Raw genomic sequence first — 24,204 nt, 5'->3', positions numbered from 1 at the left:
ATTTTGTTTTAATACAGCCTCATTTACATTAATCTATTTTAACAACCAGTTAATTGATTAATTGCGTTACCTGCTATAATGAACGCATTGAAATCACTTATTTCCGAATCATTGTAAGTAACTGTCCACCAATTACCACAACCATCTAAATAATCTACTGACTTTACTTTAAAGAAAAAATTAATAAATTCTCCTTGTTCGATACTACCATTTTGTAGCATTTCCTTGAAAGAAGAGTAGTCAATCTGATTTACTTCGTTGTTGTTTGAAACTTCAATAGTTTCTTCTACATTCAGTTTTGCTTCATCTAAATTGTTTGCAAAAGCAAACGTTCCTACTAGCATAAAAGCTAGTGCAAAAAATACATTTTTCATAATTTAAAATTTTAAACCAGTTTTTAGTTTTAACTGGTTGGTTAATAAAATTTAAGAAGCTAAGAAGCATTTTTTAAGAAGCTATATCATTGATAAATAAACCTGCGCAGGTTATTAAGTTGCAACCATATTCTCTATTAATGTGAGGCTTCTTAAAACTCAACTTAATATTGAATACTTTGTAAACCTAAAAAAAAAATAGCGAGCCTCACAAATTTTGGTAGGTGTTTATGTGTATTTTATCGAAAACGTGTGTATTTAGTCAATTTGTGTTACGGTAAAAACCGTAATTGGAGTGGAAATTCTAGTTTTCTACGAAATGGTTTTAACAACTTTTCGTAACCATTTTATAGCCAACACCTTAAACAATGAGTTTCAAAACAGACCTTTAAATTTCATAGTATTCATGATTTCTTCCTAAATAAAACTAATGAGCAATATCTACAATTTATAAGCCACTTTAAACATGATTATTCTTGGTAGAATAAAAGTTTGGCTATCGGTAATTAAAAAGTCGCTAAAACTATTGTCTTGTTTAAATTTGGTGTTAAACACATTAGTTGCGTTAATCTCGAATCCCCAAGCACTATCTTCTACTTGGTAAAAAAGTGATGCATTGGCAGTATCGAAAGTGTTTTTAATATTTAAACTTTTGTTTTGGTAGTTATCTAAATTATAATCTGCTTTAAAAATAAAATCATTTAAAAAATCGTATTCAATGTTTACAAAAAAGGCATCGTTTTCGAACTTAGAAATGCTTCCGCTTGAGCGATAATTATTAAAATCTTTAGTGTAACCAATTTCTATGTTTGGATGCTTTTTAAAAGATGTTTCGGCACTTAAAGTTCCAGATACATTTTTAGATATGTTTTTATTGGTTTCGGTATTTACAATTTGAAAGAAATCGCGATAGCTATAACTGCCTCTAAACTTATATTTAATTTTCTTTATCTTTTTGGCTATTCTACCACTTACATTCCAACTGTGTTCTGGCTGCTCGAATAAAATTGATGTGTTAAACTGATTAATACCATCTAATTGTGTTACATTTTTATAATCCTTAACTTTTTTATTAAAGCTTGTACTCAAGTTTAAATTTAAGTTTTTAAACAAACTAAATTTGTAATATGTTAAACTTGCTGAGTGATATAACGTATTATCTAAATCTGGATTCCCACGAGAGACACTATTAAAACTAGATAACATAAAATTGTTTACCAAACGGTTTACGGTTGAAAAACGTGCATTTAATTTATACTTGAAATTTAATTTCTGACTAGAATTAAACTCCGTTTTAATGATAAGCTGTGGTAAAACCAGAGCTTTTGTTTTACTAATTTGAGAGTCTTGCTGGTTAACTTGCCAATTGTAAAAATGATAATATAAAGCTGGCTTAAAAGTAGTAATACCTGTTTGGAATTTATACTCCAAACCTACAAACGTATCTATAAAATTGTACTTTAAAGCGTTACCAAAACCAGCTGAGTTAAAATTATTAATTTCTCCATTACTTAACTGTTGTACATCTTGATTCTCGAAACTATTGAATGCTGCATTTACACCTAAACTCGTATACAAATGGTTAAAATTATTTACAACCCAATAGTCTTTTACAATAGCACTTGCATTGTGTGTGTTTACTGTTTTGGTTTGCAAAATATTAAAAACAGCATCGGTTTGTAATGGTATTAATCCTGGTAGTATTTCTTGATTGGTAAGCCAGTTTACTAGAGGCTCGTCGTTTTTATAATTGTAAGTTGCTTCTAGCGTTCCTGTGTGTTTTTTAGAAAGTTTTCTACTATAACTTACGTTTTGCTTAAGATTTAATCCTACAATATCTGTAAGTGTATTGATAGTATTATTCTGGTTTATACTATTAGTATTTATTAAACCATTACTAGTGTTATTAGTTACTTTTACAAAGCTATTATAAGCAAAGTCCTCTTTGTATGTTGGATCATAATCTATGGTTACTTTACCAATTGTAAAAAAGGTATTGGCATTATTTGTAGTTATTCTGTTTTCTGTAAAAGGTTCTCCAAAATTGTATTGGTTAATGGTGTTGTTTTGGGTTTCTACTTTTGCTTTACTAGAAATAACATAACCAGAAATATCTGTAACATCGCTTATAGCTTGCCTTATGTTTAAAGCACCAAATTGGTTAGTATTGCTTTTAAAATCTTGGTTTGCTAAATACTGCGCAAAATCGCTATTAAATAAATTAAAATAACCACCAGAGTCGCTCATTAGTTTCCCAAAACCACTTTCGAACTCTAAATAATCTCTAAACGTAAAACTTTTTGTGCCTGTATTATTTAAATCGCCAATAAGGTTAATATTAGTTTTTGGACTGTAATAAAATAAGTTTGGGTGTATTACATAACGATCTTTAATACCTGCTCCAACCTCAACATCTCCAAAGGCAAAGTTTTTTTTGTCTTCTTTTAGTTTAATATTCATGGCAAGGTCTTCGCTATCTTGCAAACCTTTTAGCATGGCAACATCGTTGTAATTATCTAAAACCTCAACCTCGTCTACAGCATCTGCCGGAATATTGTTTACGGCAAGCTTGCTGTTTCCTGTAAAAAAAGTTTTACCTTCTACTAACACTTTGGTAACTTTTTTGCCTTGTACAGTTACATTACCTGCTCTGTCGACCTCGACACCTGGTAATTTTTTTAAAACATCTTTTAGTTTACGTTCTTCTCCTGTTACAAATTTATCTACACGATAAGTTGTGGTGTCTTTTTTAACTGTAATTGGTGGTGTGTAGTTTAAAGTAACCTCGTCGAGTTGATTGTGGTTTACTTGTAGTGTAAAGTTTTTAGTTAGGTTTTCTATAGTTGTAGTAATAGCTCTTTCTTGAGGTAAATAGCCTAAATAACTTACTGTTATTTTATAGGTTTGGTTTTGCTCTAGTTTTAATTGGTAGTCGCCATTGTCTTTGGTTATGGCAAAACGAAGTTCGCTATCGCTTTCTGGTACTGCTAAAATATTAGCGTAATCTAATGGTGTTTGTAGGCTGTCTTGTACTTTACCAGAAACGGTTATGTTTTGGGCGCTTAGAGAAAAGCCTCCTAAAAACATTAACACTACATGAATTTTTATAAGTGTATTCAATAATCTGTGCTAATTAATTATTGTTTGCGGTATTTACTAATAGCATTTTTCATCAAGTCCTCCTCAGTCGTTTTTATGCCTTTTGATAAGGGTTTTATTTTCGTCTCCTCTTTTGTGAATTCTAATTGCGCTAAAGTTATTCTTCTTTGTTTTTCGTATACATCTACAACAAGACCAGGTAAACCGCAATAACCATAAGGCCCATACGGTATTGCTATTTCTGGAGCATACCATACCACAATCTTATCTAAAGATGTGCTACCAGATAAATTATATCTTTTTTTGTAGGCTTCTGCTTTATAACACGTGTAGCCGTTTATAATTCTTTTTTCATTTACTAGCTTCCATTTTAAAGAATCGCTTTTAGATTCTATTAAATATGTTTCTCCCAAAAAATCCTTTTGTTCAATAATTTCTTTAGTAGACCTGTTAAAATAGAATTTACTTTTTGCTTTAGAAAGGCTTTTTAGAAATACACTTTGCATTTCTCCTTTTTCTCCAACACTCAATCCCTTCTCTACTTCAAAATGTGATTCCTTTTTATTAAAATTTAAAATAAATTTAATATTAGATCCATCATCATTAAATAAATCTTTTACTATGGAAAGCACCTCTTCTTTTTCATTTGTTAGACCATCTGAATTAATTAATGAGTCTACTTTTTTTAAAGATTTAGAGTTATCTCCCGAACTAAAGAAATACTTAGCAGTCCCGTTTTGATTTTGAGCACTACCAACTAGTGTTACTAATATTAATAATAGAAAAAAATGTAAATTAAATCTCATGTAATTGTTTTAATATATAGGTTATTCTAGTTATAATCTAAGGACATTTCTAATCCAATGACATCAAACTCTTCTTTTGTAATTGCTTTTCCTTTTGTAGGTTTTGTTATTTCTACAATACGCTCTGGATTAATTACAACTTTAAAGGCTTTGTAACTTAGTTTTCCTTTTTGTAATTCTAAAATTAAACTTGGCAAATGACAATATCTAGAAGGACCAAATGGAACAGAAACTTGAGGCGTATACCATGCAACAACCTCTTCTTCATGCCTTCCTTTTTTATTAACTACAACATTAACTGTTGTTGCTTTGTAGCACAAATATTGGCCTATAGTTTTAGTTTCTTTATGCAGTTTCCATACCAAAGAATCTGTGCTTCTTTTAATTAAAAAATCTTTTCCATAAGCATCAATTGCTCTTAATTGTTCTTTAGATTTTATGTTTGTATAAATAGTTCCTTTTCCTGCTATAATTGAAGTTATATTAAGTTTTTTATTCCCTATTTCCATTTTCTCTTCTTGAAAAAATAAAGATTCAGAATTAACAACCTTTAAATAAAGTTTAACCGGTTCGGTTGCGCTTATTATACTTTTAAGTGTTTTTGCATAAAGTGCATTTGTATCTTTTTTTATTATTTTTTCGAAACCTTCATTTAGAGACTTATCGTCTAATGTTGCTTGGTACTCTACTAATATAGTTCTATTTGTTTGAGAAAAAGCAGAAACACAAATAAGAGAAAGGTATACGTAAATGAGGTGTTTCATATAAAAAAGATTCAAATTTCTAATGTTATTTATTTTAAAAATATTAAAAAGCATGTCAATAACAAAAACTAATGACTAGTATTTTGTGTTGTTCATCGAAAACATAGATTTTTACTCAATTTAGGTTACGGTAAAAACCGTAATTGGAGTGAGAAACATATTTTCTACAAGATAGATTTAACAATTTTCTGCAGATCAAGCACAACCAACTCCTCGAACCAAGGGTTTTTACTTCTCCAAAATCTATTGATTGGTGAAGGATGAGGCATTGGAAAGTAGCTTGGTAAATACATTTTATACTCACCAACAGTTTCGGTAAGGTTCTTTTTAAAACTATCTTTTAAATAATATTTTTGAGCATAAGCACCAATTAGTAATACTAATTCTACATTAGGCATTTTATTAAGTAACTGCTCATGCCATTCTGGAGCGCATTCTTTTCTTGGTGGTAAATCTCCTGTTTTTCCTTTGCCTGGATAGCAAAATCCCATTGGAATAATCGCGAAGTTTTTAGTGTTGTAGAAATCGGCATCGCTAACATTTAACCATTGCCTTAATTTCTTACCGCTTTGGTCGTCCCAAGGAATTCCAGAATCGTGCACTTTAGTTCCTGGAGCTTGCCCAATAATTACAATTTTAGATTCTGGATTTGCAGTTACAACCGGTCGTGGACCAAGAGGTAAATGGGCTTTGCAAATAGCACATTGTCTAATATTGTAGAGCAAAGTTTCCACCTAACTACTTAAGCTATTAATATTGTTTGCAGTTGTTATTTTTATACCGTTTTGAGCTTTTGAGATATCTTCACTTATAATAGAATTATCTTCAACCATATCTTTTGTGGTATCCAAAGCTTTAATATACCACTCCTTCCAGGCTTCTAAAATAGCAACTTGTGTTTTTAAATCATCTCCTTTTTCTAAGGCTAAACGCCCTTGATTTAACTCTACGTTTAATCTTTTTATTGCAGAACTTTCAATTTGTTTTATTATTTCTCTAGCTAAATTTTCATCAGCATTTAAAAGCTTGTAAGCAGATATCAAAGAAGCAGTTCCAACATTTTTAAGCGTAGTTTTCGAGACTTTATCTAATCTATCATTATCTGTATGATAAAATTGATCTGTAAAATGCCAAAAAAGAACACCTGGAATGTTTGCTTTCAAAAATGGCGTATGATCACTTCCTCCTTCATAAGGATTCGTTTCTACAACCCAATTGGCTCTTTTGCCTTGTTCTTTAAAAATATTGATTAAAAAATCGTTTAAGTAATGAGGTTTCATTTGGCGTAAGCTCATTTTACTTCCTCCCCACTCTGTATGCTTATCATTTCCTCTTGTCCAAATTGCACTTGGATCTGGCATTTTCTCAATTAAAAACGTACCGCCAGTAATATTGGTGTCTTCACCTACCATATCTAGGCTAATTCCCCATTTAATATCTTTTGCTCTGGTTTTATCTTCTTTAACATAACGTTGTGTTGAAACTATTTCGTCTCCCCAAAGAAAGGTTAATGTTCGATTGTTAGACCACTTCCCGTCTTTAATAAGTTTTGCTGTTACAGTAGCCATTTCTAGAGCGACTCCAACTCCTGTTGCGTTATCATTTGCTCCAGGCTCTTGAATATGCGCACTAAAAACTAAACGTTCTTTTGGATTTTTAGCTCCTTTAATTTCTGCAATAATAGTAAGTTCTTCAGAAGGATATATTTTAGTTTCTATAGCAACGTTTACATTTACTTTACCTTTTCCTAAAGCTAATTTTAATCTCTCTTTTGCTTCGTAAGACAATGCAATTGCCCATGGTTTTAAATTTTGATTTAAAGGCATTGAGCGAAATTGGATTGACGTCGTATTTTTCTCTGGTTGTAAATATTTAGGATTATCGTAAGTCATCATCCCAACTGCTCCACCTCTAACAAGTGCTGCATGAAACACTCTAAACGGACTCGTTTCTGCAAACACTATTTTCCCTTTGACATCTATGTCTTTTAATTTCGAAACATCCGCAATATGTATAACTTCTGCATTTATGCCTTCTCTTGGTGTGCTATAAGAATTTAACATCACCATATTTCTATTTGTGTCTTGATGAAGCAATGGCTTATCTTCTCCTTCTATTTTCACAATTGCAGAAACGGGTTCCCAAGTTGGATTTTTAAGCGCTCGTTTTTCTATTCTATAAGTAAAAATAGTTTCAGGAACCGCATTCTCTTCATTTACATATCCTGCTTTTTTAAGCTCTCTTTCTATTTCGTAAATACTAGCATCGAAACCTTTATTACCAACTACTCGCCAATATTTTTCAACAAACGCCGTAGTTTGATATGATAAATCACCTGTGAAATTATTACTTACAAGCTTAGAATAATCTGGGTTTTTAGTATTTTGCGACTGTATTTCTTTGCCAATTTTAGTAGTATTACAACTTATAAATAAGATTGCAACAACTAAAATAGAAATCTGCTTTTTAAACATTTATTTTGATTTTAACATTTATTTCTTACCACCAACAACAATAACAATCTCGCCTTTTGGTGGCTTATTAGTATAATGTGCTAAAACTTCTTTGGCTGTGCCTCTAATGGTTTCTTCGAACATTTTGGTTAATTCTCGAGATACAGAAACTGGTCTGTCTTCTCCAAAATACTCGCAAAAATGACCTAATGTTTTTATTAGCTTATGCGGACTTTCATAAAAAATGATCGTTCGCGTTTCTTCGGCAAGTAGCTTTAAGCGTGTTTGTCTTCCTTTTTTAACTGGCAAAAAACCTTCGAACACAAATTTATTGTTTGGCAAACCAGAGTTTACCAACGCTGGAACAAAAGCGGTTGCTCCTGGTAAGCAATCTACCTCGATGCCGTTTTCTACACAAGCTCTTGTAAGCAAAAATCCTGGATCACTAATAGCAGGTGTTCCGGCATCACTTATAAGCGCAATAGTTTCACCACTTTTTAAACGCTCGACCAAACGCTCGACCGTTTTATGCTCGTTATGCATGTGATGGCTTTGCATTGGTGTTTTTATCTCGTAGTGCTTCAAGAGTTTCCCTGAAGTTCTGGTGTCTTCAGCTAAAATAGAATCGGCAGATTTTAAAACCGAAATGGCTCTAAAAGTCATGTCTTCAAGATTTCCTATTGGTGTTGGTACTATATATAATTTACTCATATTTATTTTCCGAGACATCGGAAATCTTTTTAAATTCTTGTCTAACTGTTTTACCTAAAAAGTAAGATATTAGAATTAATGGAATCACTACATAGGATAATCCAATGTCATGACCTGCATTATAATGCGCAGCACTTGCTAAAACCGCATTAAAAAAGAAACCTGCATAAGCCCATTCTGTTAACCAATTACTTTTTCTCCACAGAATCATACTAACACCAATAATTTTTAGTGTTGCTAGAGGATAAACAAGATACGAGGGATGATTAAGCATCTCAAAGAAGCCTTTTACCATATCGTATTCTGTAAAATACATAGCTGCCGAAAATAGAAATATACCGCAAACACCTAATGTGGCAATCCAATAAATTATTTTTTTAATAGTCATTAAAATCTCTTAATTAAATCTTGATTCGATAATTAGCATAAAACGCTCAACATACTCATCTTTACCTGCCCAAGACCTATAATCTGGTTTTACATTATTTTCTATAAAAGTATTAGCTTCCTTAAAACTAGACATCGTATTTAATTGAGAAATGACACGATCATAATCTTCATTTTTACCATCGAACAAGTGCTTAATAAAAGCCAATTTATCATTTAAGCCAATAGTTAATCCTCCAGACTTTAATTTATCGTTTAACGATTTTTTTTCAGTAGTCTTAACATCACTTACCTTATCAAAAATCGGACTTTCGTTAAAATCTGCAGTAATCTCTTCAAAATCATTTTTATGGTATTTAGGCTTTAATGCTTCGAAAATAGCATCAACCTCCTGTGTTTCTTGAGGCATCTGCGCAACCATATCCTTAATTTTCTCCATTACTGGCTCCATTATTTCATCATCGTCACGCTCATCTAAATCAATATATGTTTTACTCCCAACCTCTATATTATCACTTACAGTATTATTAAAAGCAGTATCTAACATACCAAAAAATGAAGAATCATTTCCTATTGTAGGCAAATGGTCATCAAAATTTTCTTGTGCAAATTTTAAAACGGTAAGTTTTTCGTATAAAGCAGCAACTTCAGCATGCATTCTATTTACATCTTCTTTCCCTTTTAGTTTAAGAATCTTGTGAGCAATGCTCATCAATTCGGATTCTAACTTCTTCTTCATAGATTAAAATTTTTATAATTATTCAAATTTATACAATTTAGGCTTTTGATTTTTAATAAATTTGAGCCACCTTTATACCAACGAGAAATTTATCTTGTTGGTGTGTTAAAATTACGAAATGTTTCTTGAAAATACAGTAAATCAAAAAGAACAATTTGGTTGGATTGAAGTTATTTGCGGTTCCATGTTCTCTGGAAAAACCGAAGAGCTCATTCGAAGACTAAAACGCGCTCAGTTTGCAAAGCAAAAAGTAGAAATCTTTAAGCCAGCAGTAGACGTGCGATATGATGATGAAATGGTAGTCTCTCACGATGCTAACCAAATTCGCTCTACACCAGTTCCTGCGGCGGCTAATATCCCTATTCTAGCAGATGGTTGCGATGTGGTTGGTATTGACGAAGCTCAGTTTTTCGACGACGAGATTGTACGCGTTTGTAACGATCTAGCAAACAAAGGTATTCGCGTTATTGTTGCAGGCTTAGATATGGATTTTAAAGGCAACCCATTTGGCCCAATGCCTAATTTAATGGCAACGGCTGAGTATGTTACCAAAGTACATGCCGTTTGCACTCGTACAGGAAACCTAGCACAATTTAGCTATAGAAAGAATAATAGTGAGGACCTTGTATTATTAGGTGAAACCGAAGAATACGAACCCTTAAGTCGCGCAGCATACTACAAAGCAGTCACAGGTGAAAAAGTAAAAACCATGAAAGTGAATGATGCCGAAGAGCTAAAATTTAAAGATAAAGATGCTTAAATCTCAGGAAACCATTCTGGAAATTGACTTAAGCGCTTTAAAACATAATGTTACTTTTATAAAATCTAAACTTAAAAGTAATACCAAATTTTTAGCCGTAGTAAAAGCTTATGCATACGGAAGTGATGCTACAGAAATAGCAAAGTATCTTGAAGATTTAAATGTAGATTATTTTGCTGTTGCCTATACAAGCGAAGGTATTGCACTTAGAGATGCTGGAATAAAAACACCTATTTTAGTTTTACACCCTTTACCAGAAAACTTTAAAGTAATTATAGAACGCTGCCTAGAACCAAGTATTTATTCTCAACGTGTTTTAAATGAGTTTATAGCTGTAGCTGAAAACTTAAAACAATCAAACTATCCTATTCACATTAAATTTAATACCGGTTTAAATAGGTTAGGCTTTACTGAATCTGAAATTGAAAACATTTTAAACAGCTTAAAAACTTCAAAAACAACAAAAGTAAAATCTCTCTTTTCGCATTTAGCAGCAAGTGAAGATGAAAATGAAAAAGAGTTTACAATAAATCAAATTGAAAGCTTTGAGCGTATTTCAAAAAAGATGATAAATAACTTAGGTTACCAACCGCTTCTGCACCAAAGTAACACCTCTGGAATACTAAACTATCCAAAAGCACATTTTGATATGGTTAGATGTGGAATTGGATTATATGGTTTTGGCAATAACCCTGAGATTAATAAGAGCCTAAAACCAATAGCAACCTTAAAAACAAGCATTTCTCAAATTCACACTATAAAAAAAGGAGACAGCTTGGGTTACAATCGTGCATTTATAGCTAAAGAGCAAACTAGAACAGCAACCTTACCTATTGGCCATGCAGATGGTATTAATAGACTCTTTGGAAATGGAAAAGGATTTGTTTTTATAAATGGAGAAAAAGCACCTATTGCAGGTAACGTTTGTATGGACATGATTATGGTTGATGTTACAAATATACCTTGTAAAGAAGGTGATGAAGTTATAGTTTTTGGCCCTGAACACTCTGCTGAAAATTTAGCTGCTAGCATAAACTCGATCTCTTACGAATTACTAACATCAGTATCTCAACGCGTAAAACGAGTGTTTTGTCGATAATAGACTTTTTTACACACTACTATTTAGAGCCTTTTGTTAAAATTTTAACTAAATTTAACAAAAGTTAATATCAACTAATTAAATAAAACAAAATTATGCTTAAAGAATTTAAAGATTTTATTATGACAGGAAACGTGATTGATTTCGCTGTTGCTGTAATTATGGCTGGTGCATTAGGCGCAGTTATTAATGGATTTGTATCTAAAATCGCTATGCCACTTATTGGTTTAGTAACTGGAGGAAAAAGTTTCTCTGACCAATTCTGGACTCCTGGAGACGAAGTATTCGCAACTGTTGCTGCTGCCAAAGAAGCAGGTATTGCTGCGGTAGAATATGGTGCTTGGATTGACACTATTATTAGCTTACTTGTTGTTGGTTTTGTAATGTTCTTACTTGTTAAAGCATACAATAAAACTAAAAAACCTGTTGCAGCAGCTGCTCCATCTGGACCATCTGATAATCAATTATTAATGGAAATTAGAGATGCTTTAAAAAAGTAATCTATATTTTTTATAAATATTATCTGAAAAACCGATTTTGTAATGCAAAATCGGTTTTTTTTATGCCAAATTTTTACGAAAAAATTAATACGCATTTAAACACAAGCTATTTAAAATACTATAGCTTTGTTAACTATATTTTTTTGAAAAAATTTATTATTTATGAAATTAGCAGTTATTGGTGTTACAGGTATGGTTGGAGAAGTCATGCGTAAAGTATTAGAAGAACGTAATTTTGAAATCACAGAATTTATTCCTGTTGCTTCAGAACGTTCTGTAGGTAAAAAAGTAACCTTTAAAAATAAAGAGTTTACTATTGTAAGTTTAGCAGATGCTGTTGCAATGAAACCAGATGTTGCCTTATTTTCAGCAGGAGGAAACACATCTCTAGAATGGGCTCCTAAATTTGCAGAAGTTGGTACTACAGTAATCGATAATTCTTCGGCTTGGAGAATGGATCAATCTAAAAAATTAATTGTTCCAGAAATTAATGCTGGAGAACTTACTAAAGAAGATAAAATTATTGCAAACCCTAATTGCTCTACTATACAAATGGTAATGGCACTAGCACCTTTGCATAAAAAATATAAAATTAAACGTATTGTAGTTTCAACATACCAGTCTATTTCAGGAACTGGAGTTAAAGCTGTAAAACAGTTAGAAAATGAAATGGCCGGAATAGAAGGAGATATGGCTTATAACTACCCTATTCACAGAAACGCCATTCCGCATTGTGATGTTTTTGAAGAGAATGGTTACACCAAAGAAGAAATGAAATTGGTTCGTGAAACTCAAAAAATTCTTAGCGATAACACTATTGCAGTTACAGCAACTGCTGTTAGAATACCAACAGCCGGCGGACATAGTGAAGCTATAAATGTTGAATTCGAAAATGATTTTGATGTTGCTGAAGTAAGACAATTACTTACCCAAACAGATGGTATTACAATACAAGATAACTTAGAAACAAACGAATATCCAATGCCTTTATACGCCAATGGAAAAGACGATGTTTTTGTTGGTCGTATTCGTAGAGATGGTTCTCAACCTAATACATTAAACTTATGGGTTGTTAGTGATAACCTTAGAAAAGGAGCTGCTACAAACACAGTACAAATAGCAGAATATTTAGTAAAAAATAATTTAGTATAAATTATACTAACAATAATAAACATTCTAAAAAGTGCTTACATAATTATGTAAGCACTTTTTTTGTTTATTTTTATGCTTATTAAAACAATCAACCATGAAAAAATTAGCACTTTGCTTATTAACACTTTCAATATTTATGTCTTGTAAAGAAGAGAAAAAAGAACGAGAAGCAATTATATTAAATTATCCTACAACTAACACTGGCGATGTTATTGATAATCATTTTGGCACAGAGGTAAAAGACCCATACAGATGGCTTGAAGACGATAGAAGTGAAGAAACTATGGATTGGGTTAAAAACCAAAACAAAACAACCTATGGCTACCTAGATAATATTCCGTTTCGTAATGAATTAAAAGACAGATTGACCAAACTATGGAACTACGAAAAAATAGGTGCTCCATTTAAAAAAGGAGATTATACTTATTTCTACAAAAATACTGGACTTCAAAACCAATATGTTATTTATAGATATAAAACAGGTGAAGATTCAAAAACCGCAACTGTATTTTTAGACCCAAATGGATTTAGCGACGATGGTACAACTTCTTTAGGTGGCACAAGTTTTTCTAAAGACGGAAAAATACTAGCCTATGCTATTTCAGAAGGCGGAAGCGATTGGAGAAAGATTATGATTATGGATACAGAAACTAAAGAAATAATTGAAGACACCATTGTAGATGTGAAATTTAGTGGGATGTCTTGGTATAAAAACGAAGGATTTTATTACTCTAGTTACGATAAACCAGAAGGCAGTGAGTTGTCTGCAAAAACAGATCAACATAAAGTATATTACCACCAACTAGGAACATCGCAAAAAGACGATAAAGTTATTTATGGTAATACTCCAGAAGAAAAACACAGATACATTTACGGTAGTGTTACAGAAGACAATAAATACCTATTAATCTCTCCTCGCACCTCAACATCGGGAAATAAATTATACATTAAAGATTTAACAGTAGCTAATGCTCCTTTAGTAGAAATTATTGGTAACACAGATAGCGACACATATGTTTTAGAAAATGTAGATTCAAAATTATTTTTAGTCACAAATTTAAATGCACCAAACCAGAAAATAGTTACCGTTGATGCTTCAAATCCAACACCAGAAAACTGGGTAGATTTTATTCCTGAAACTAAAAATGTATTAAATCCATCTACAGCTGGTGGTTACTTTTTTGCAAACTATATGGTAGATGCTGTTTCTCAAATTTTTCAATATGATTATAACGGAAAATTAGTACGAGAAGTAGAATTACCAAGTATTGGAAGCGCAGGAGGTTTTGGATCTAAAAAAGAAGAAACAGAATTATACTACTCTTTTACAAACTATGTTACACCAGGAAGTATTTATAAATACGATATCGAAAAGGGAGTTTCAACTTTATTTATAAAACCAGATATTGACTTTAATTCTGACGATTATGAAAGTTCACAAGTGTTTTACCCTTCAAAAGATGGTACAAAAATACCAATGATAATCACTCATAAAAAAGGCCTTGAACTTAATGGTAAAAATCCAACAATTCTTTACGGTTATGGTGGATTCAACGTTAGTTTAACACCTAGTTTTAGTATTACAAATGCAGTTTGGATGGAACAAGGCGGTATTTATGCTGTAGCTAATTTACGTGGCGGTGGAGAATACGGTAAAGAATGGCATGATGCAGGAACACAATTAAAAAAGCAAAATGTGTTCGACGATTTTATCGCTGCTGCGGAATACCTTATTGGTCAAAAATATACATCATCAGACTACTTAGCAGTTCGTGGTGGATCAAACGGTGGCTTATTAGTTGGTGCAACCATGACGCAACGCCCAGACTTAATGAAGGTAGCATTACCAGCAGTTGGTGTTTTAGACATGTTACGTTACCATACTTTCACTGCAGGAGCTGGATGGGCTTACGATTACGGAACAGCAGAAGACAACAAAGAAATGTTCGAATATTTAAAAGGTTATTCTCCTGTACACAACGTTAAAGAAGGCGTACAATATCCTGCAACTTTAGTCACAACTGGAGATCATGATGACAGAGTTGTACCTGCACATAGTTTTAAATTTGCTGCAGAATTACAAGCAAAACAATCTGGCACAAACCCAACTTTAATTAGAATAGAAACAGATGCTGGACATGGCGCAGGAACACCTGTAAGCAAAACCATAGAACAAGCTGCAGATATTTATGGTTTTACGCTTTTTAATATGGGCTATGATGTATTACCAAGTAAAATGAAAACCGAGTTTAAAGATTAAAACAACAATAAAGCAAAGACCTGTAAACCTTAAAAAGCATACAGGTCTTTTTATTTATAAATTAGTTTTCTTCTTAAAGAACACTTAAAAAGTAACCTTTATTTTGGTATTATAAATCTATTGGTATAGTTTTGCCTTCGAAATGAAAAACACCTTCAGTAAATATTTCGCGTTAACAGTAGTCTTGTTACTAGCAGGACTTACTAATACATACGCAAATACCACTATTGAAAACGGTGATTATTACTATAGCAGTAATGATAATTCTGAAGTTTCAGCTCATTTAAACACAAACAATTCTTCTTTATTTTCTTTTCAAAAAAATGAAGACACTCAGCTTTTATTCGATTATACAGAAGCCGAAGAAGTAGAAAATGAAGAATCTGTTTCTACTACAATTAAAACGTTTAGTAGTTATATTTCAACTTTTTCTGAAGCACAATTATTAAGCGATCTATCCTCTAAACTTCAAAAAGAGGTTAACAGTTTCACCTATACGTTTTGTCAACCTTCGACAAAGCTTCATGTTAGACTATCAGTTTTCATAATCTGATAATACTTTCTTTTTTGCAAATCAAATTTCTATCGATTTGCTACTACATCACACTAATTAATATAACACAAACAGCCACACCTATCCTCTATTTGCAAGGTTTGGCTACAATCACATTTTATTTTACCAATTTACTTCAAATAAAAAATTATGAAAAAAATATTCATTTTCATGGGTTTATTCGCATGTCTATTTCATACAAGTTGCGAAACTAAAAAAGAAAAAAAAGAAGAGCATGTTGCTTTTCTTGTTACAAATCCTATTAAAAAAGACACCACTATAACCAAAGATTATGTTAGTCAAATACACTCAATAAGACATATTGAGGTAAGAGCTTTAGAGAAAGGCTACTTAAAACATATTTCTGTAGACGAAGGACAACATGTTAAAAAAGGACAAGCCATGTTCCAAATCATGCCCAACATTTATCAAGCAGAATTACAGAAGGCTAAAGCAGAATCTAACGCAGCAGAAATCGAACTAAAAAACACAAAACTATTGGCTGATGGTAACGTTGTTTCTCAAAACGAATTAGCCATGGCAAATGCTAATTTAGATAAAGCTAATGCTGAAGTTTCTTTAGCACAAACACATTTAGGTTTTACTAGAATTACAGCGCCTTTTGATGGGATTATGGATCATCTTGAAGCTAGAGAAGGTAGTCTTTTAGACGAAGGCGAATTGTTAACTACGCTTTCTGACAACAGTAAAATGTGGGTATACTTTAACGTACCAGAAGCAGAATATCTAGATTACATTACCAGCACAGACAAAGATGTTAAAAAAGAAGTTGGTCTATTAATGGCGAACAATAAGCAATTTAACCAAAAAGGAATTGTAGAAACTATTGAAGGAGAATTTAATAGCGAGACAGGAAACATTGCTTTTAGAGCAACATTTCCTAATCCAGATGGTATTTTAAGACATGGTGAAACAGGTAGTATTTTAATGAGTGTTCCTTTTAAAGATGTTATTATAATTCCTCAAAAAGCAACGTTTCAAATCTTAGATAAAACCTATGTTTTTGTTGTAAACAAAGACCATGTTGTTAAGCAAAAAGAAATTACTATTGGTGCAGAATTACCTCATCTATTTATTGTCAACGAAGGACTTACCGAAAACGACACTATTTTATTAGAAGGTATTAGAATGGTTAAAAACAACGAAGAAATAGAAACGAAGTTTTTAGAACCAAACAAAGTAATGTCTGAGTTAGACTTATACGCTGAATAATTTTAGAATTTAATCTACAAAAGACATGTTTAAACAATTTATAAAAAGACCCGTTCTGGCTATTGTCATTTCGGTTATCATCCTATTTTTAGGAGGACTTGCCATTAAGCAACTCCCGATATCGCAGTTCCCACAAATAGCACCAACAACCGTAAACATTTTTATTGCGTATCCAGGTTCTAGTTCAGAAGTATTAGTAAACTCCACATTAATACCATTAGAAACAGCCATAAATGGTGTGCAAGACATGCGTTATATTGCCTCTGATGCCACTAGTGCTGGTGAAGCAACCATTCGTGTAATTTTCGAACCAGGCACAGATCCAAACGAAGCGGTAGTTAGGGTAAAAACACGTGTAGATCAAGTGATGCCACTACTACCCGAATTAGTGCAACGTGAAGGTGTTATTATATCACCTGTGCAACCTAGTATGTTGATGTACGTCAATCTATCTAGCTCAGATAAAAACAATGACGAGAAATTTTTGTACAACTACGCATACACCAAAGTTATACCAGAAATACAACGTATTAAAGGAATTGCCAGTGCACAAATTTTAGGAAGTAGAAAATACGCTATGCGTGTTTGGTTAAAACCAGATCGTATGCGTGCATATAATATTTCGGCAGAAGAAGTTTTAGAAGCCATGGAAGAACAAAGTATTCTTGCCAGGCCAGGTCGTTTAGGTCGAAGCTCCGGGATGACCTCGCAATCTTTAGAGTATGTATTAACCTATGAAAACCGATATAACGAACCAGAACAATACGAAGAGATTATTATCCGCGCCAATAAAGAAGGAGAAATTATTCAATTAAAAGATATTGCCGACGTAAAACTAGGGAGCGAATTTTTTGATATTTATTCTAATTTAGACGGAAAACCATCTGCATCCATCGTATTAAAACAAACGTTTGGGAGTAATGGTAGTGATGTTATTGATGCTGTAAAAGAAAAATTAAAAGAATTAGAAGTCGAACTTCCTCCTGATGTAGACTTTCAAATTAGTTATGATGTTTCTAACTTTTTAGATGCGTCTATAGAGCAAGTATTACATACCCTTAGAGATGCCTTTATATTAGTTGCTCTTGTGGTCTTTTTATTTTTAGGAGATTGGCGCTCGACGTTAATTCCAATTATAGCTGTACCAGTTTCGTTAATTGGAGCCTTTTTTGTGATGCAATTATTTGGACTGTCCATTAACTTAATAACCCTATTTGCTTTAGTACTCGCCATTGGTATTGTCGTCGATAATGCTATTGTCGTCGTGGAAGCCGTCCATGTTAAAATGGAGGAAGAACACCTCACGCCCTACAAAGCGTCTTCTGAAGTTTTAGGCGAAATTGGTGGTGCCATTATAGCCATTACATTGGTTATGGTTTCTGTGTTTATCCCCATTTCATTTATGTCAGGTCCTGTCGGCGTTTTCTATAGACAATTCTCTATCACAATGGCTGGATCTATTGTTATTTCGGCAATTGTAGCCTTAACCTTAACACCTGTTTTATGTGCTATTTTACTTAAAAACAATCATGGAAAAGCAAAAAAATCGTTAATCGATAAGTTTATTAATTGGTTTAATAATGGTTTCGAAAAACTAACTGGAAGCTATGTAAAAATCCTTAATAAAATTGTAGCCAGACGTATTGTAACCTTTGGAATATTGATTGCTTTTTGTGTCGGAATTTTTGTAACCAACAAAGTGCTTCCTGCTGGATTTATACCCAATGAAGATCAAGGGATGATTTATGCTATTATCCAAACACCTCCTGGAGCTACGTTAGAACGTACCAATGAAGTTGCTAAAAAACTTCAAAAAATTTGCGAAGAAACGGAAGGCGTACAATCGGTATCCTCTTTAGCGGGTTATGAGATTATGACCGAAGGTCGCGGATCTAACGCCGGAACTTGTTTAATTAACCTAAAACCGTGGTCTGACCGTGAACATTCTGTACACGAAATCATGGAAGAGCTGGAAGAAGAAACTAAAGATTTAGGAGCTGTTATTGAGTATTTTGAACCACCTGCTGTTCCTGGATTTGGATCTTCTGGAGGGTTTGCTCTACGTTTATTAGACAAAACAAACTCTACAGATTATCATCATTTTGAGGAGATCAATAATAGCTTTATTGAAGCCTTATCTAAACGTAAAGAGCTAACGGGATTATTTACTTTTTTCTCTGCAAATTATCCACAATACCAATTAAAAATAAACAATAAAATCGCCATGCAAAAAGGCGTTAGTATTGGTAAAGCAATGGAAAATTTAAATATTTTAATTGGTAGTACTTACGAACAAGGATTTATTCGTTTTGGTCGCTTCTTTAAAGTATACACGCAAGCAGGACCAGAATACAGACGTTTACCATCTGATTTAGAAAAACTTTTTGTTAAAAATGAAGAAGGTGAAATGGTACCATATTCTGCGTTTATGACCATCGACAAAAAACTAGGCCCTAACGAAATTACACGTTATAACCTTTACAACTCTGCCTCAATTAGAGGTTTACCTGCACCAGGATTTACCAGTGGTGATGCTATAAACGCCATTAAAGAAGTTGCTGCAAAGGAGCTTCCAAGAGGTTACGACATTGCATGGGAAGGCTTGTCTTACGACGAAGCAAGTAGAGGTAATGAATCTACTTATATTTTTATTATCGTATTAATTTTTGTCTATTTTGTTTTAGCCGCACAATACGAAAGTTTCTTATTACCATTTGCTGTAATTCTATCCCTACCTGTTGGTGTTTTTGGATCGTTTTTCCTATTAAAATCTATGGGATTAGCCAACGATGTATACGCCCAAATTGGTGTTATCATGCTGGTCGGGTTACTTGGTAAAAACGCAGTATTGATTGTAGAATTTGCAGTACAAAAACAACGGGAAGGTGCAACAATACTAGAAGCTGCAATTGAAGGTTCTCGAGCAAGATTTAGACCTATTTTAATGACGTCCTTTGCTTTTATCGCAGGATTAATTCCGTTAATTATAGCAACAGGAGCAGGTGCAATTGCCAATAGAACTATTGGTAGTTCTGCTTTAGGAGGAATGCTTATTGGTACACTTGGTGGTGTGTTAATTATTCCTGGTTTGTACTACATTTTCGCAAAAATGGCTGAAGGAAAAAGTCTTATTAAAGACGAGTCTCATGAGCCTTTATCTGAAGAAATGATTAGAAATAGTGAAAATCCTAATCAGCAAACAAAAGAGAATACTCAACAAATAAGTAAACTGAAAAGTCTATTTAAAAAACTAAGTAAAAGAAACAAAGATGAATAATATAAAAAAACATATTAAGATTAGAAAGCTCTATGCAGTTGGTGTTTTAACATTAGTTTCCTTGTATTCTTGTGTCCCAACTAGAAACGTTAGAGAAGAAAATAAAACGGTTCCTGAGCAGTACGAAAGCCAGACAGCAGACACCACTAACACTGCTAACATAGAATGGAAAAACTTTTTTTCGGATGCTAATTTAGTCGCTTTAATAGACACTGCATTAGTTAACAATCAAGAGTTAAATATGATGCTGCAACAAGTAGATATGGCAAAAAACGAGATACAAGCCAAAAAAGGTGAGTATCTTCCATTTGTTAGTGCTTTTGCTGGCGCTGAAGTTGAGAAAGCAGGAGAATATACTAGAAATGGTGCAGTAGAAAAACATCTAGACATTCGTGAAGGTGAAGAATTTCCAGAACCATTAACTAATTTTTCAGCAGGACTTACAGCTTCTTGGGAACTGGATGTTTGGAAAAAACTGCGAAACGGAAAAAAAGCAGCAGTTTTAGAATATTTAGCTTCAGTTGAAGGTAAGAATTTTATGGTAACACAATTGGTTACTGAAATTGCTAGTTCATATTACGAGCTGATGGCATTAGACAATCAGTTGGGAATTATCGAACAAAATTTAGAGATTCAACAACAAGCTTTAAAAATGGTAAAACTTCAAAAAGAAGCCGCCAGAGCAACATTGTTAGCCGTAAGACGTTTTGAAGCCGATGTTTATAAAAACCAGAGTAACAAGTTTCTAATTCAACAAAAAATAGTGGAAACAGAAAATTTGATTAACTTTTTGGTTGGTCGTTATCCACAAACCATAACTAGAAGCTCTAATAATTTTATAACCACTACGGTAGATGTTATGTCTTCTGGAGTCCCTGCTCAGTTATTAGCTAATCGTCCAGATATTAGACAAGCAGAATATGAGTTATCTGCTTCAAAATTAAATGTAAGTGTTGCTAAAGCTAATTTTTATCCTTCCATTGGTCTTAAAGCCGGTGTTGGATTAGAAGCTTTTAAACCTAAATATTTAACAAGCACTCCAGAATCTTTATTATACAATTTAGTTGGAGATGTGGTAGGCCCTTTAATTAATAGAAATGCGATTAAAGCAGAGTATAAAAATGCTAATGACAGACAACTGCAAGCTGTTTTTGAATACGAAAAAACCATTTTAAATGCGTTTATGGAAGTTCAAAATCAGTTATCTAATGTAGATAATCTTAAAAAAAGTTATCAGCTTAAAGAAGACCAAGTACAAGCACTTACAGAATCTATAGAATTATCTCTTAGGTTGTTTAGATCTGCAAGAGCAGAATACACAGAAGTGTTGCTAACACAACGCGAAGCATTAGATTCTAAAATAGAAATTATAGAAACTAAACGCGACCAATTATTAGCTAACGTAAAACTGTATCAAGCTTTAGGTGGCGGTTGGAATTAACTCAAACTATTTACTAAATTTAAAACCGCTCAATAAGTTGAGCGGTTTTTTTTGTGTTATTTTTGTAATATGCTAAACGTAAAAAACCTTTCATTTTCTTACAAAAAAACACCCGTTTTAAAAGACCTTTCTTTTAAAGTAAAGCCCGGAGAGTATCTTGCAGTAATAGGTGAAAGTGGTTGTGGAAAAAGCACACTTTTAAAAGTACTTCGTGGAGAATACGATTTAAACAAAGGGACTGTATTCTGGAAAAAAGAAGAAATCCTTGGTCCAAAACACAATCTTGTTATTGGTTATGATTTTATGAAGTATGTTGCACAAGAGTTTGAACTAGAACCTTATATTTCGGTAGCAGAAAATATTGGTCAGCATCTTTCAAACTTTTATAAAGAAGAAAAAAAGGAACGTACTGCAGAGCTTCTTGAAGTTGTAGAACTCACAAATTTAGCATCAACTAAGGTTAAATTATTAAGCGGCGGACAAAAACAGCGAGTTGCCTTAGCAAGAGCTTTAGCAAATGCACCCGAAATATTGTTACTAGACGAACCATTTAGCCACATCGACAACTTTAAAAAACAATCGTTACGTCGTAATATTTTTAAGTATTTAAAAGATAAAAATATTACATGTATTGTTGCTTCTCACGACAAAGAAGATGTTTTAGGTTTTGCAGACCAAATGATGGTGTTAAACGACAATAAAATTGAAGCTTATAACACACCTGAACAATTATACAACACACCAGAAACACCTTTAATTGCTTCGTTTTTTGGTGAGTTTAATGTAATAAATGATACTATTGTTTACGCACATCAATTAAAAATTGTTGAAAAATCAGACTTAAAAGCAATTGTAAAAAACAGCTATTTTAAAGGCAATCATTATTTAATTGAAGCGGACTTGGATGGTGACATTGTGTTTTTTGAAAACGAATGTTCATTAGAAAAAAAACAAAGTATTTTTCTTAAAAAATTATAAAATTGTTCTTAAAATTTATAATTATAATAAGTCTATAAAAAAAAGCCAGCACTAAAACAGTACTGGCTTTGGAAATTACTTTTTTAGCTCTTTATTCACAAACAACACCAGCATCTTTAACTATTTGAGTCCCATAATTAGTTTCTAAATCGCAAACTACTTGTGGTATTGATGTTAATTGATTGTTTACTAGTTGTAAATATTGTAGATTAGTTAACTGACCTATTTCTGTAGGTAAAGAAACTAAACTATTTCCTGCTAAATGTATAGCAATTAAGTTACTCAATTGACCCATTTCCAGAGGTAAAGTAACTAAATTATTACTCTCTAATCTTAAGTTTGTAAGATTAGTTAGTCCCCCTATTTCTGATGGCAAAGCTGTTAAACCATTATTATTTAACCATAAGTGGTCTAAGTTACTCAATTCGAATATTTCTATCGGGAATGTACTTAAACTGTTATCATTTAATACTAAATTTGTTAAGTTACTCAATTGCTCTATTTGAGATGGTAAAGCTGTTAAACTATTTCCTTCTAACCTTAAGTCTGTAAGATTAACTAGTTGCCCTATCTCTGATGGTAATATAGTTAAACCGGTATTGGCCATATTTAACTTTTCTAAGTTGCTAATTTGCAATATCTCTGGTGGAAATGTATTAAAACTATTATTCGCCAAATACAATTCTCTTAAGTTGTTCAATTGCAATATTTCTGTTGGCAATGTCGTTAAACCATTATCTGCTAAACCTAAAACTTCTAAGTTATTCATCTGAAATATTACTGATGGTAAAGCAACTACACTATTACTATCAAACCATAAAGTCTTTAAGCTACTCAACTGTACTATTTCTGACGGTAATGTTGTTAAATTATTATCATCTAAATCTAATTCTTCTAAACTACTCAATTGCCCTATTTCTGCTGGTAATTCAGTTAAACTGTTTTCCCATAAAGACAAAGAATACAAGTTAGTCAATTGCCCTATTTCTGGAGGCAATACAACTAAACTATTATTTTTTAAATACAAATTCCCTAAGTTAATTAACTGCCCTATTTCTGGAGGTAAAACTTCTAAATTCTTACCTTCAAGATCTAGTTCAATAATTTTTCCTTGAGTATCAAGTGTTACACCTGTCCAGTTTCCATAATCGTTAGAAGTTAAATCCCAATCCAAAGTATTGTTTGGGTTCGCATTATAAATAGCCTTTAAAATATTAATTTCCGACAAAACAACACTTACAGTATAATCAGCTGTTGTACCATCTTGTGCTGTAACTGCATAAACTACAGGACTTGTGAAATTTTGCGCGCCTTGTGGTGAATAAATCGCATTTGTAGACACTTGAACAACTGGCAATAGAGCTGTTATTTCTGCTCCTTCTGGTACAGTGAAGTATATTTTTTTACTGCTTTCGTCTATATCACTTATAATGTTTTCATCAAAAGGGTTATCAGACAATAAAAACTGAAAACTTGTTATTTGCTTTCCTGAACTTTGTGAGACACTATCATCGTCTCCACTACATCCAAATAGTAGTGTTAATAGTAGTATGGTTAATACTTTAATTGATTTCATAACGTTTGTTTTTAAATTTAAAAATTATTGACGGGCTAAGTT

Annotated in this window: 20 protein-coding genes; 10 read left to right on the top strand and 10 right to left on the bottom strand. The window is 32.6% G+C overall.

The window, feature by feature from the left end; genetic code table 11:
* Nucleotides 1–38: 38 nt before the first annotated feature.
* From ASC44_RS09580 to ASC44_RS09540, 9 genes are all read right to left on the bottom strand, one after another.
* Complete coding sequence (locus ASC44_RS09580; RefSeq protein WP_055447381.1) at nt 39–374, bottom strand: hypothetical protein; 336 nt, start codon at nt 372–374, stop codon at nt 39–41.
* A 441-nt stretch (nt 375–815) separates the two neighbouring features.
* Nucleotides 816–3,494, bottom strand: coding sequence for a TonB-dependent receptor (locus ASC44_RS09575; RefSeq protein WP_241491424.1), 2,679 nt, complete (start codon nt 3,492–3,494; stop codon nt 816–818).
* 17 nt (nt 3,495–3,511) lie between these two features.
* Nucleotides 3,512–4,279 carry a GLPGLI family protein gene (locus tag ASC44_RS09570; protein WP_055447379.1) on the bottom strand — a complete coding sequence of 256 codons (768 nt, stop codon included), beginning with the start codon at nt 4,277–4,279 and terminating at the stop codon, nt 3,512–3,514.
* Between the two features lie 26 nt (nt 4,280–4,305).
* On the bottom strand, nt 4,306–5,043 hold the full coding sequence (locus ASC44_RS09565) for a GLPGLI family protein (protein ID WP_055447378.1): 738 nt from the start codon (nt 5,041–5,043) through the stop codon (nt 4,306–4,308).
* Between the two features lie 164 nt (nt 5,044–5,207).
* Nucleotides 5,208–5,777 carry a uracil-DNA glycosylase family protein gene (locus ASC44_RS09560; protein WP_055447377.1) on the bottom strand — a complete coding sequence of 190 codons (570 nt, stop codon included), beginning with the start codon at nt 5,775–5,777 and terminating at the stop codon, nt 5,208–5,210.
* Nucleotides 5,778–7,517 (bottom strand): M28 family peptidase, encoded by a 1,740-nt coding sequence (locus ASC44_RS09555; protein ID WP_055447376.1) that lies wholly within the window; start codon nt 7,515–7,517, stop codon nt 5,778–5,780.
* 18 nt (nt 7,518–7,535) lie between these two features.
* Nucleotides 7,536–8,207 carry a 16S rRNA (cytidine(1402)-2'-O)-methyltransferase gene (gene rsmI / locus ASC44_RS09550; RefSeq protein WP_055447375.1) on the bottom strand — a complete coding sequence of 224 codons (672 nt, stop codon included), beginning with the start codon at nt 8,205–8,207 and terminating at the stop codon, nt 7,536–7,538.
* The gene (locus tag ASC44_RS09545) at nt 8,200–8,595 is read right to left on the bottom strand and encodes a DoxX family protein (RefSeq protein ID WP_055447374.1); all 396 of its coding nucleotides are present in this window, start codon (nt 8,593–8,595) and stop codon (nt 8,200–8,202) included. The genes rsmI and ASC44_RS09545 overlap by 8 nt, the downstream gene beginning before the upstream one ends.
* Before the next feature lie 9 nt (nt 8,596–8,604).
* Nucleotides 8,605–9,333 (bottom strand): hypothetical protein, encoded by a 729-nt coding sequence (locus ASC44_RS09540; protein ID WP_055447373.1) that lies wholly within the window; start codon nt 9,331–9,333, stop codon nt 8,605–8,607.
* Between the two features lie 118 nt (nt 9,334–9,451).
* On the opposite strand from ASC44_RS09540, the gene ASC44_RS09535 reads away from it, so the two are divergent.
* The 10 genes from ASC44_RS09535 (at nt 9,452) to ASC44_RS09490 (ending at nt 22,586) form a co-directional block, all read left to right on the top strand.
* Nucleotides 9,452–10,093: a thymidine kinase gene (locus ASC44_RS09535; protein WP_055447372.1), complete on the top strand. Its 642-nt coding sequence runs from the start codon at nt 9,452–9,454 to the stop codon at nt 10,091–10,093.
* Complete coding sequence (alr, locus tag ASC44_RS09530; protein WP_055447371.1) at nt 10,086–11,192, top strand: alanine racemase; 1,107 nt, start codon at nt 10,086–10,088, stop codon at nt 11,190–11,192. The genes ASC44_RS09535 and alr overlap by 8 nt, the downstream gene beginning before the upstream one ends.
* Before the next feature lie 95 nt (nt 11,193–11,287).
* On the top strand, nt 11,288–11,692 hold the full coding sequence (gene mscL, locus ASC44_RS09525; RefSeq protein ID WP_055447370.1) for a large conductance mechanosensitive channel protein MscL: 405 nt from the start codon (nt 11,288–11,290) through the stop codon (nt 11,690–11,692).
* A 162-nt stretch (nt 11,693–11,854) separates the two neighbouring features.
* Nucleotides 11,855–12,844: an aspartate-semialdehyde dehydrogenase gene (locus ASC44_RS09520; RefSeq protein ID WP_055447369.1), complete on the top strand. Its 990-nt coding sequence runs from the start codon at nt 11,855–11,857 to the stop codon at nt 12,842–12,844.
* Nucleotides 12,845–12,938: 94 nt separating this feature from the next.
* A complete protein-coding gene (locus tag ASC44_RS09515) occupies nt 12,939–15,104 on the top strand; it encodes a prolyl oligopeptidase family serine peptidase (protein ID WP_055447368.1) in 2,166 nt (721 codons plus the stop codon).
* A gap of 142 nt (nt 15,105–15,246) precedes the next feature.
* A complete protein-coding gene (locus ASC44_RS09510) occupies nt 15,247–15,657 on the top strand; it encodes a hypothetical protein (protein WP_055447367.1) in 411 nt (136 codons plus the stop codon).
* A 150-nt stretch (nt 15,658–15,807) separates the two neighbouring features.
* On the top strand, nt 15,808–16,890 hold the full coding sequence (locus ASC44_RS09505; protein ID WP_055447366.1) for an efflux RND transporter periplasmic adaptor subunit: 1,083 nt from the start codon (nt 15,808–15,810) through the stop codon (nt 16,888–16,890).
* Between the two features lie 25 nt (nt 16,891–16,915).
* Nucleotides 16,916–20,167, top strand: a complete 3,252-nt coding sequence (locus ASC44_RS09500) for an efflux RND transporter permease subunit (RefSeq protein ID WP_055447365.1) — start codon at nt 16,916–16,918, stop codon at nt 20,165–20,167.
* Complete coding sequence (locus ASC44_RS09495; protein ID WP_055447364.1) at nt 20,160–21,608, top strand: TolC family protein; 1,449 nt, start codon at nt 20,160–20,162, stop codon at nt 21,606–21,608. Before ASC44_RS09500 ends, ASC44_RS09495 begins: the two co-directional genes overlap by 8 nt.
* Before the next feature lie 69 nt (nt 21,609–21,677).
* Nucleotides 21,678–22,586 carry an ABC transporter ATP-binding protein gene (locus ASC44_RS09490; protein WP_055447363.1) on the top strand — a complete coding sequence of 303 codons (909 nt, stop codon included), beginning with the start codon at nt 21,678–21,680 and terminating at the stop codon, nt 22,584–22,586.
* 91 nt (nt 22,587–22,677) lie between these two features.
* Here the strand turns inward: ASC44_RS09490 and ASC44_RS09485 are convergent, their stop codons facing one another.
* A complete protein-coding gene (locus tag ASC44_RS09485) occupies nt 22,678–24,162 on the bottom strand; it encodes a leucine-rich repeat domain-containing protein (protein WP_055447362.1) in 1,485 nt (494 codons plus the stop codon).
* Between the last annotated feature and the right edge of the window lie 42 nt (nt 24,163–24,204).

The organism is Lacinutrix mariniflava, from assembly GCF_001418015.1.
GTDB lineage: Bacteria > Bacteroidota > Bacteroidia > Flavobacteriales > Flavobacteriaceae > Lacinutrix > Lacinutrix mariniflava.
This window is presented reverse-complemented; position numbering and strand designations above follow the sequence as displayed.

What these genes read in the sequence shown, in the direction of transcription:
- ASC44_RS09580 (WP_055447381.1), bottom strand. Translation starts at nt 374, where the DNA reads ATGAAAAATGTATTTTTTGCACTAGCTTTTATGCTAGTAGGAACGTTT.
- ASC44_RS09570 (WP_055447379.1), bottom strand. Translation starts at nt 4,279, where the DNA reads ATGAGATTTAATTTACATTTTTTTCTATTATTAATATTAGTAACACTA.
- ASC44_RS09565 (WP_055447378.1), bottom strand. Translation starts at nt 5,043, where the DNA reads ATGAAACACCTCATTTACGTATACCTTTCTCTTATTTGTGTTTCTGCT.
- ASC44_RS09555 (WP_055447376.1), bottom strand. Translation starts at nt 7,517, where the DNA reads ATGTTTAAAAAGCAGATTTCTATTTTAGTTGTTGCAATCTTATTTATA.
- rsmI (WP_055447375.1), bottom strand. Translation starts at nt 8,207, where the DNA reads ATGAGTAAATTATATATAGTACCAACACCAATAGGAAATCTTGAAGAC.
- ASC44_RS09545 (WP_055447374.1), bottom strand. Translation starts at nt 8,595, where the DNA reads ATGACTATTAAAAAAATAATTTATTGGATTGCCACATTAGGTGTTTGC.
- ASC44_RS09540 (WP_055447373.1), bottom strand. Translation starts at nt 9,333, where the DNA reads ATGAAGAAGAAGTTAGAATCCGAATTGATGAGCATTGCTCACAAGATT.
- ASC44_RS09535 (WP_055447372.1), top strand. Translation starts at nt 9,452, where the DNA reads ATGTTTCTTGAAAATACAGTAAATCAAAAAGAACAATTTGGTTGGATT.
- alr (WP_055447371.1), top strand. Translation starts at nt 10,086, where the DNA reads ATGCTTAAATCTCAGGAAACCATTCTGGAAATTGACTTAAGCGCTTTA.
- mscL (WP_055447370.1), top strand. Translation starts at nt 11,288, where the DNA reads ATGCTTAAAGAATTTAAAGATTTTATTATGACAGGAAACGTGATTGAT.
- ASC44_RS09520 (WP_055447369.1), top strand. Translation starts at nt 11,855, where the DNA reads ATGAAATTAGCAGTTATTGGTGTTACAGGTATGGTTGGAGAAGTCATG.
- ASC44_RS09515 (WP_055447368.1), top strand. Translation starts at nt 12,939, where the DNA reads ATGAAAAAATTAGCACTTTGCTTATTAACACTTTCAATATTTATGTCT.
- ASC44_RS09510 (WP_055447367.1), top strand. Translation starts at nt 15,247, where the DNA reads ATGAAAAACACCTTCAGTAAATATTTCGCGTTAACAGTAGTCTTGTTA.
- ASC44_RS09505 (WP_055447366.1), top strand. Translation starts at nt 15,808, where the DNA reads ATGAAAAAAATATTCATTTTCATGGGTTTATTCGCATGTCTATTTCAT.
- ASC44_RS09500 (WP_055447365.1), top strand. Translation starts at nt 16,916, where the DNA reads ATGTTTAAACAATTTATAAAAAGACCCGTTCTGGCTATTGTCATTTCG.
- ASC44_RS09495 (WP_055447364.1), top strand. Translation starts at nt 20,160, where the DNA reads ATGAATAATATAAAAAAACATATTAAGATTAGAAAGCTCTATGCAGTT.
- ASC44_RS09490 (WP_055447363.1), top strand. Translation starts at nt 21,678, where the DNA reads ATGCTAAACGTAAAAAACCTTTCATTTTCTTACAAAAAAACACCCGTT.
- ASC44_RS09485 (WP_055447362.1), bottom strand. Translation starts at nt 24,162, where the DNA reads ATGAAATCAATTAAAGTATTAACCATACTACTATTAACACTACTATTT.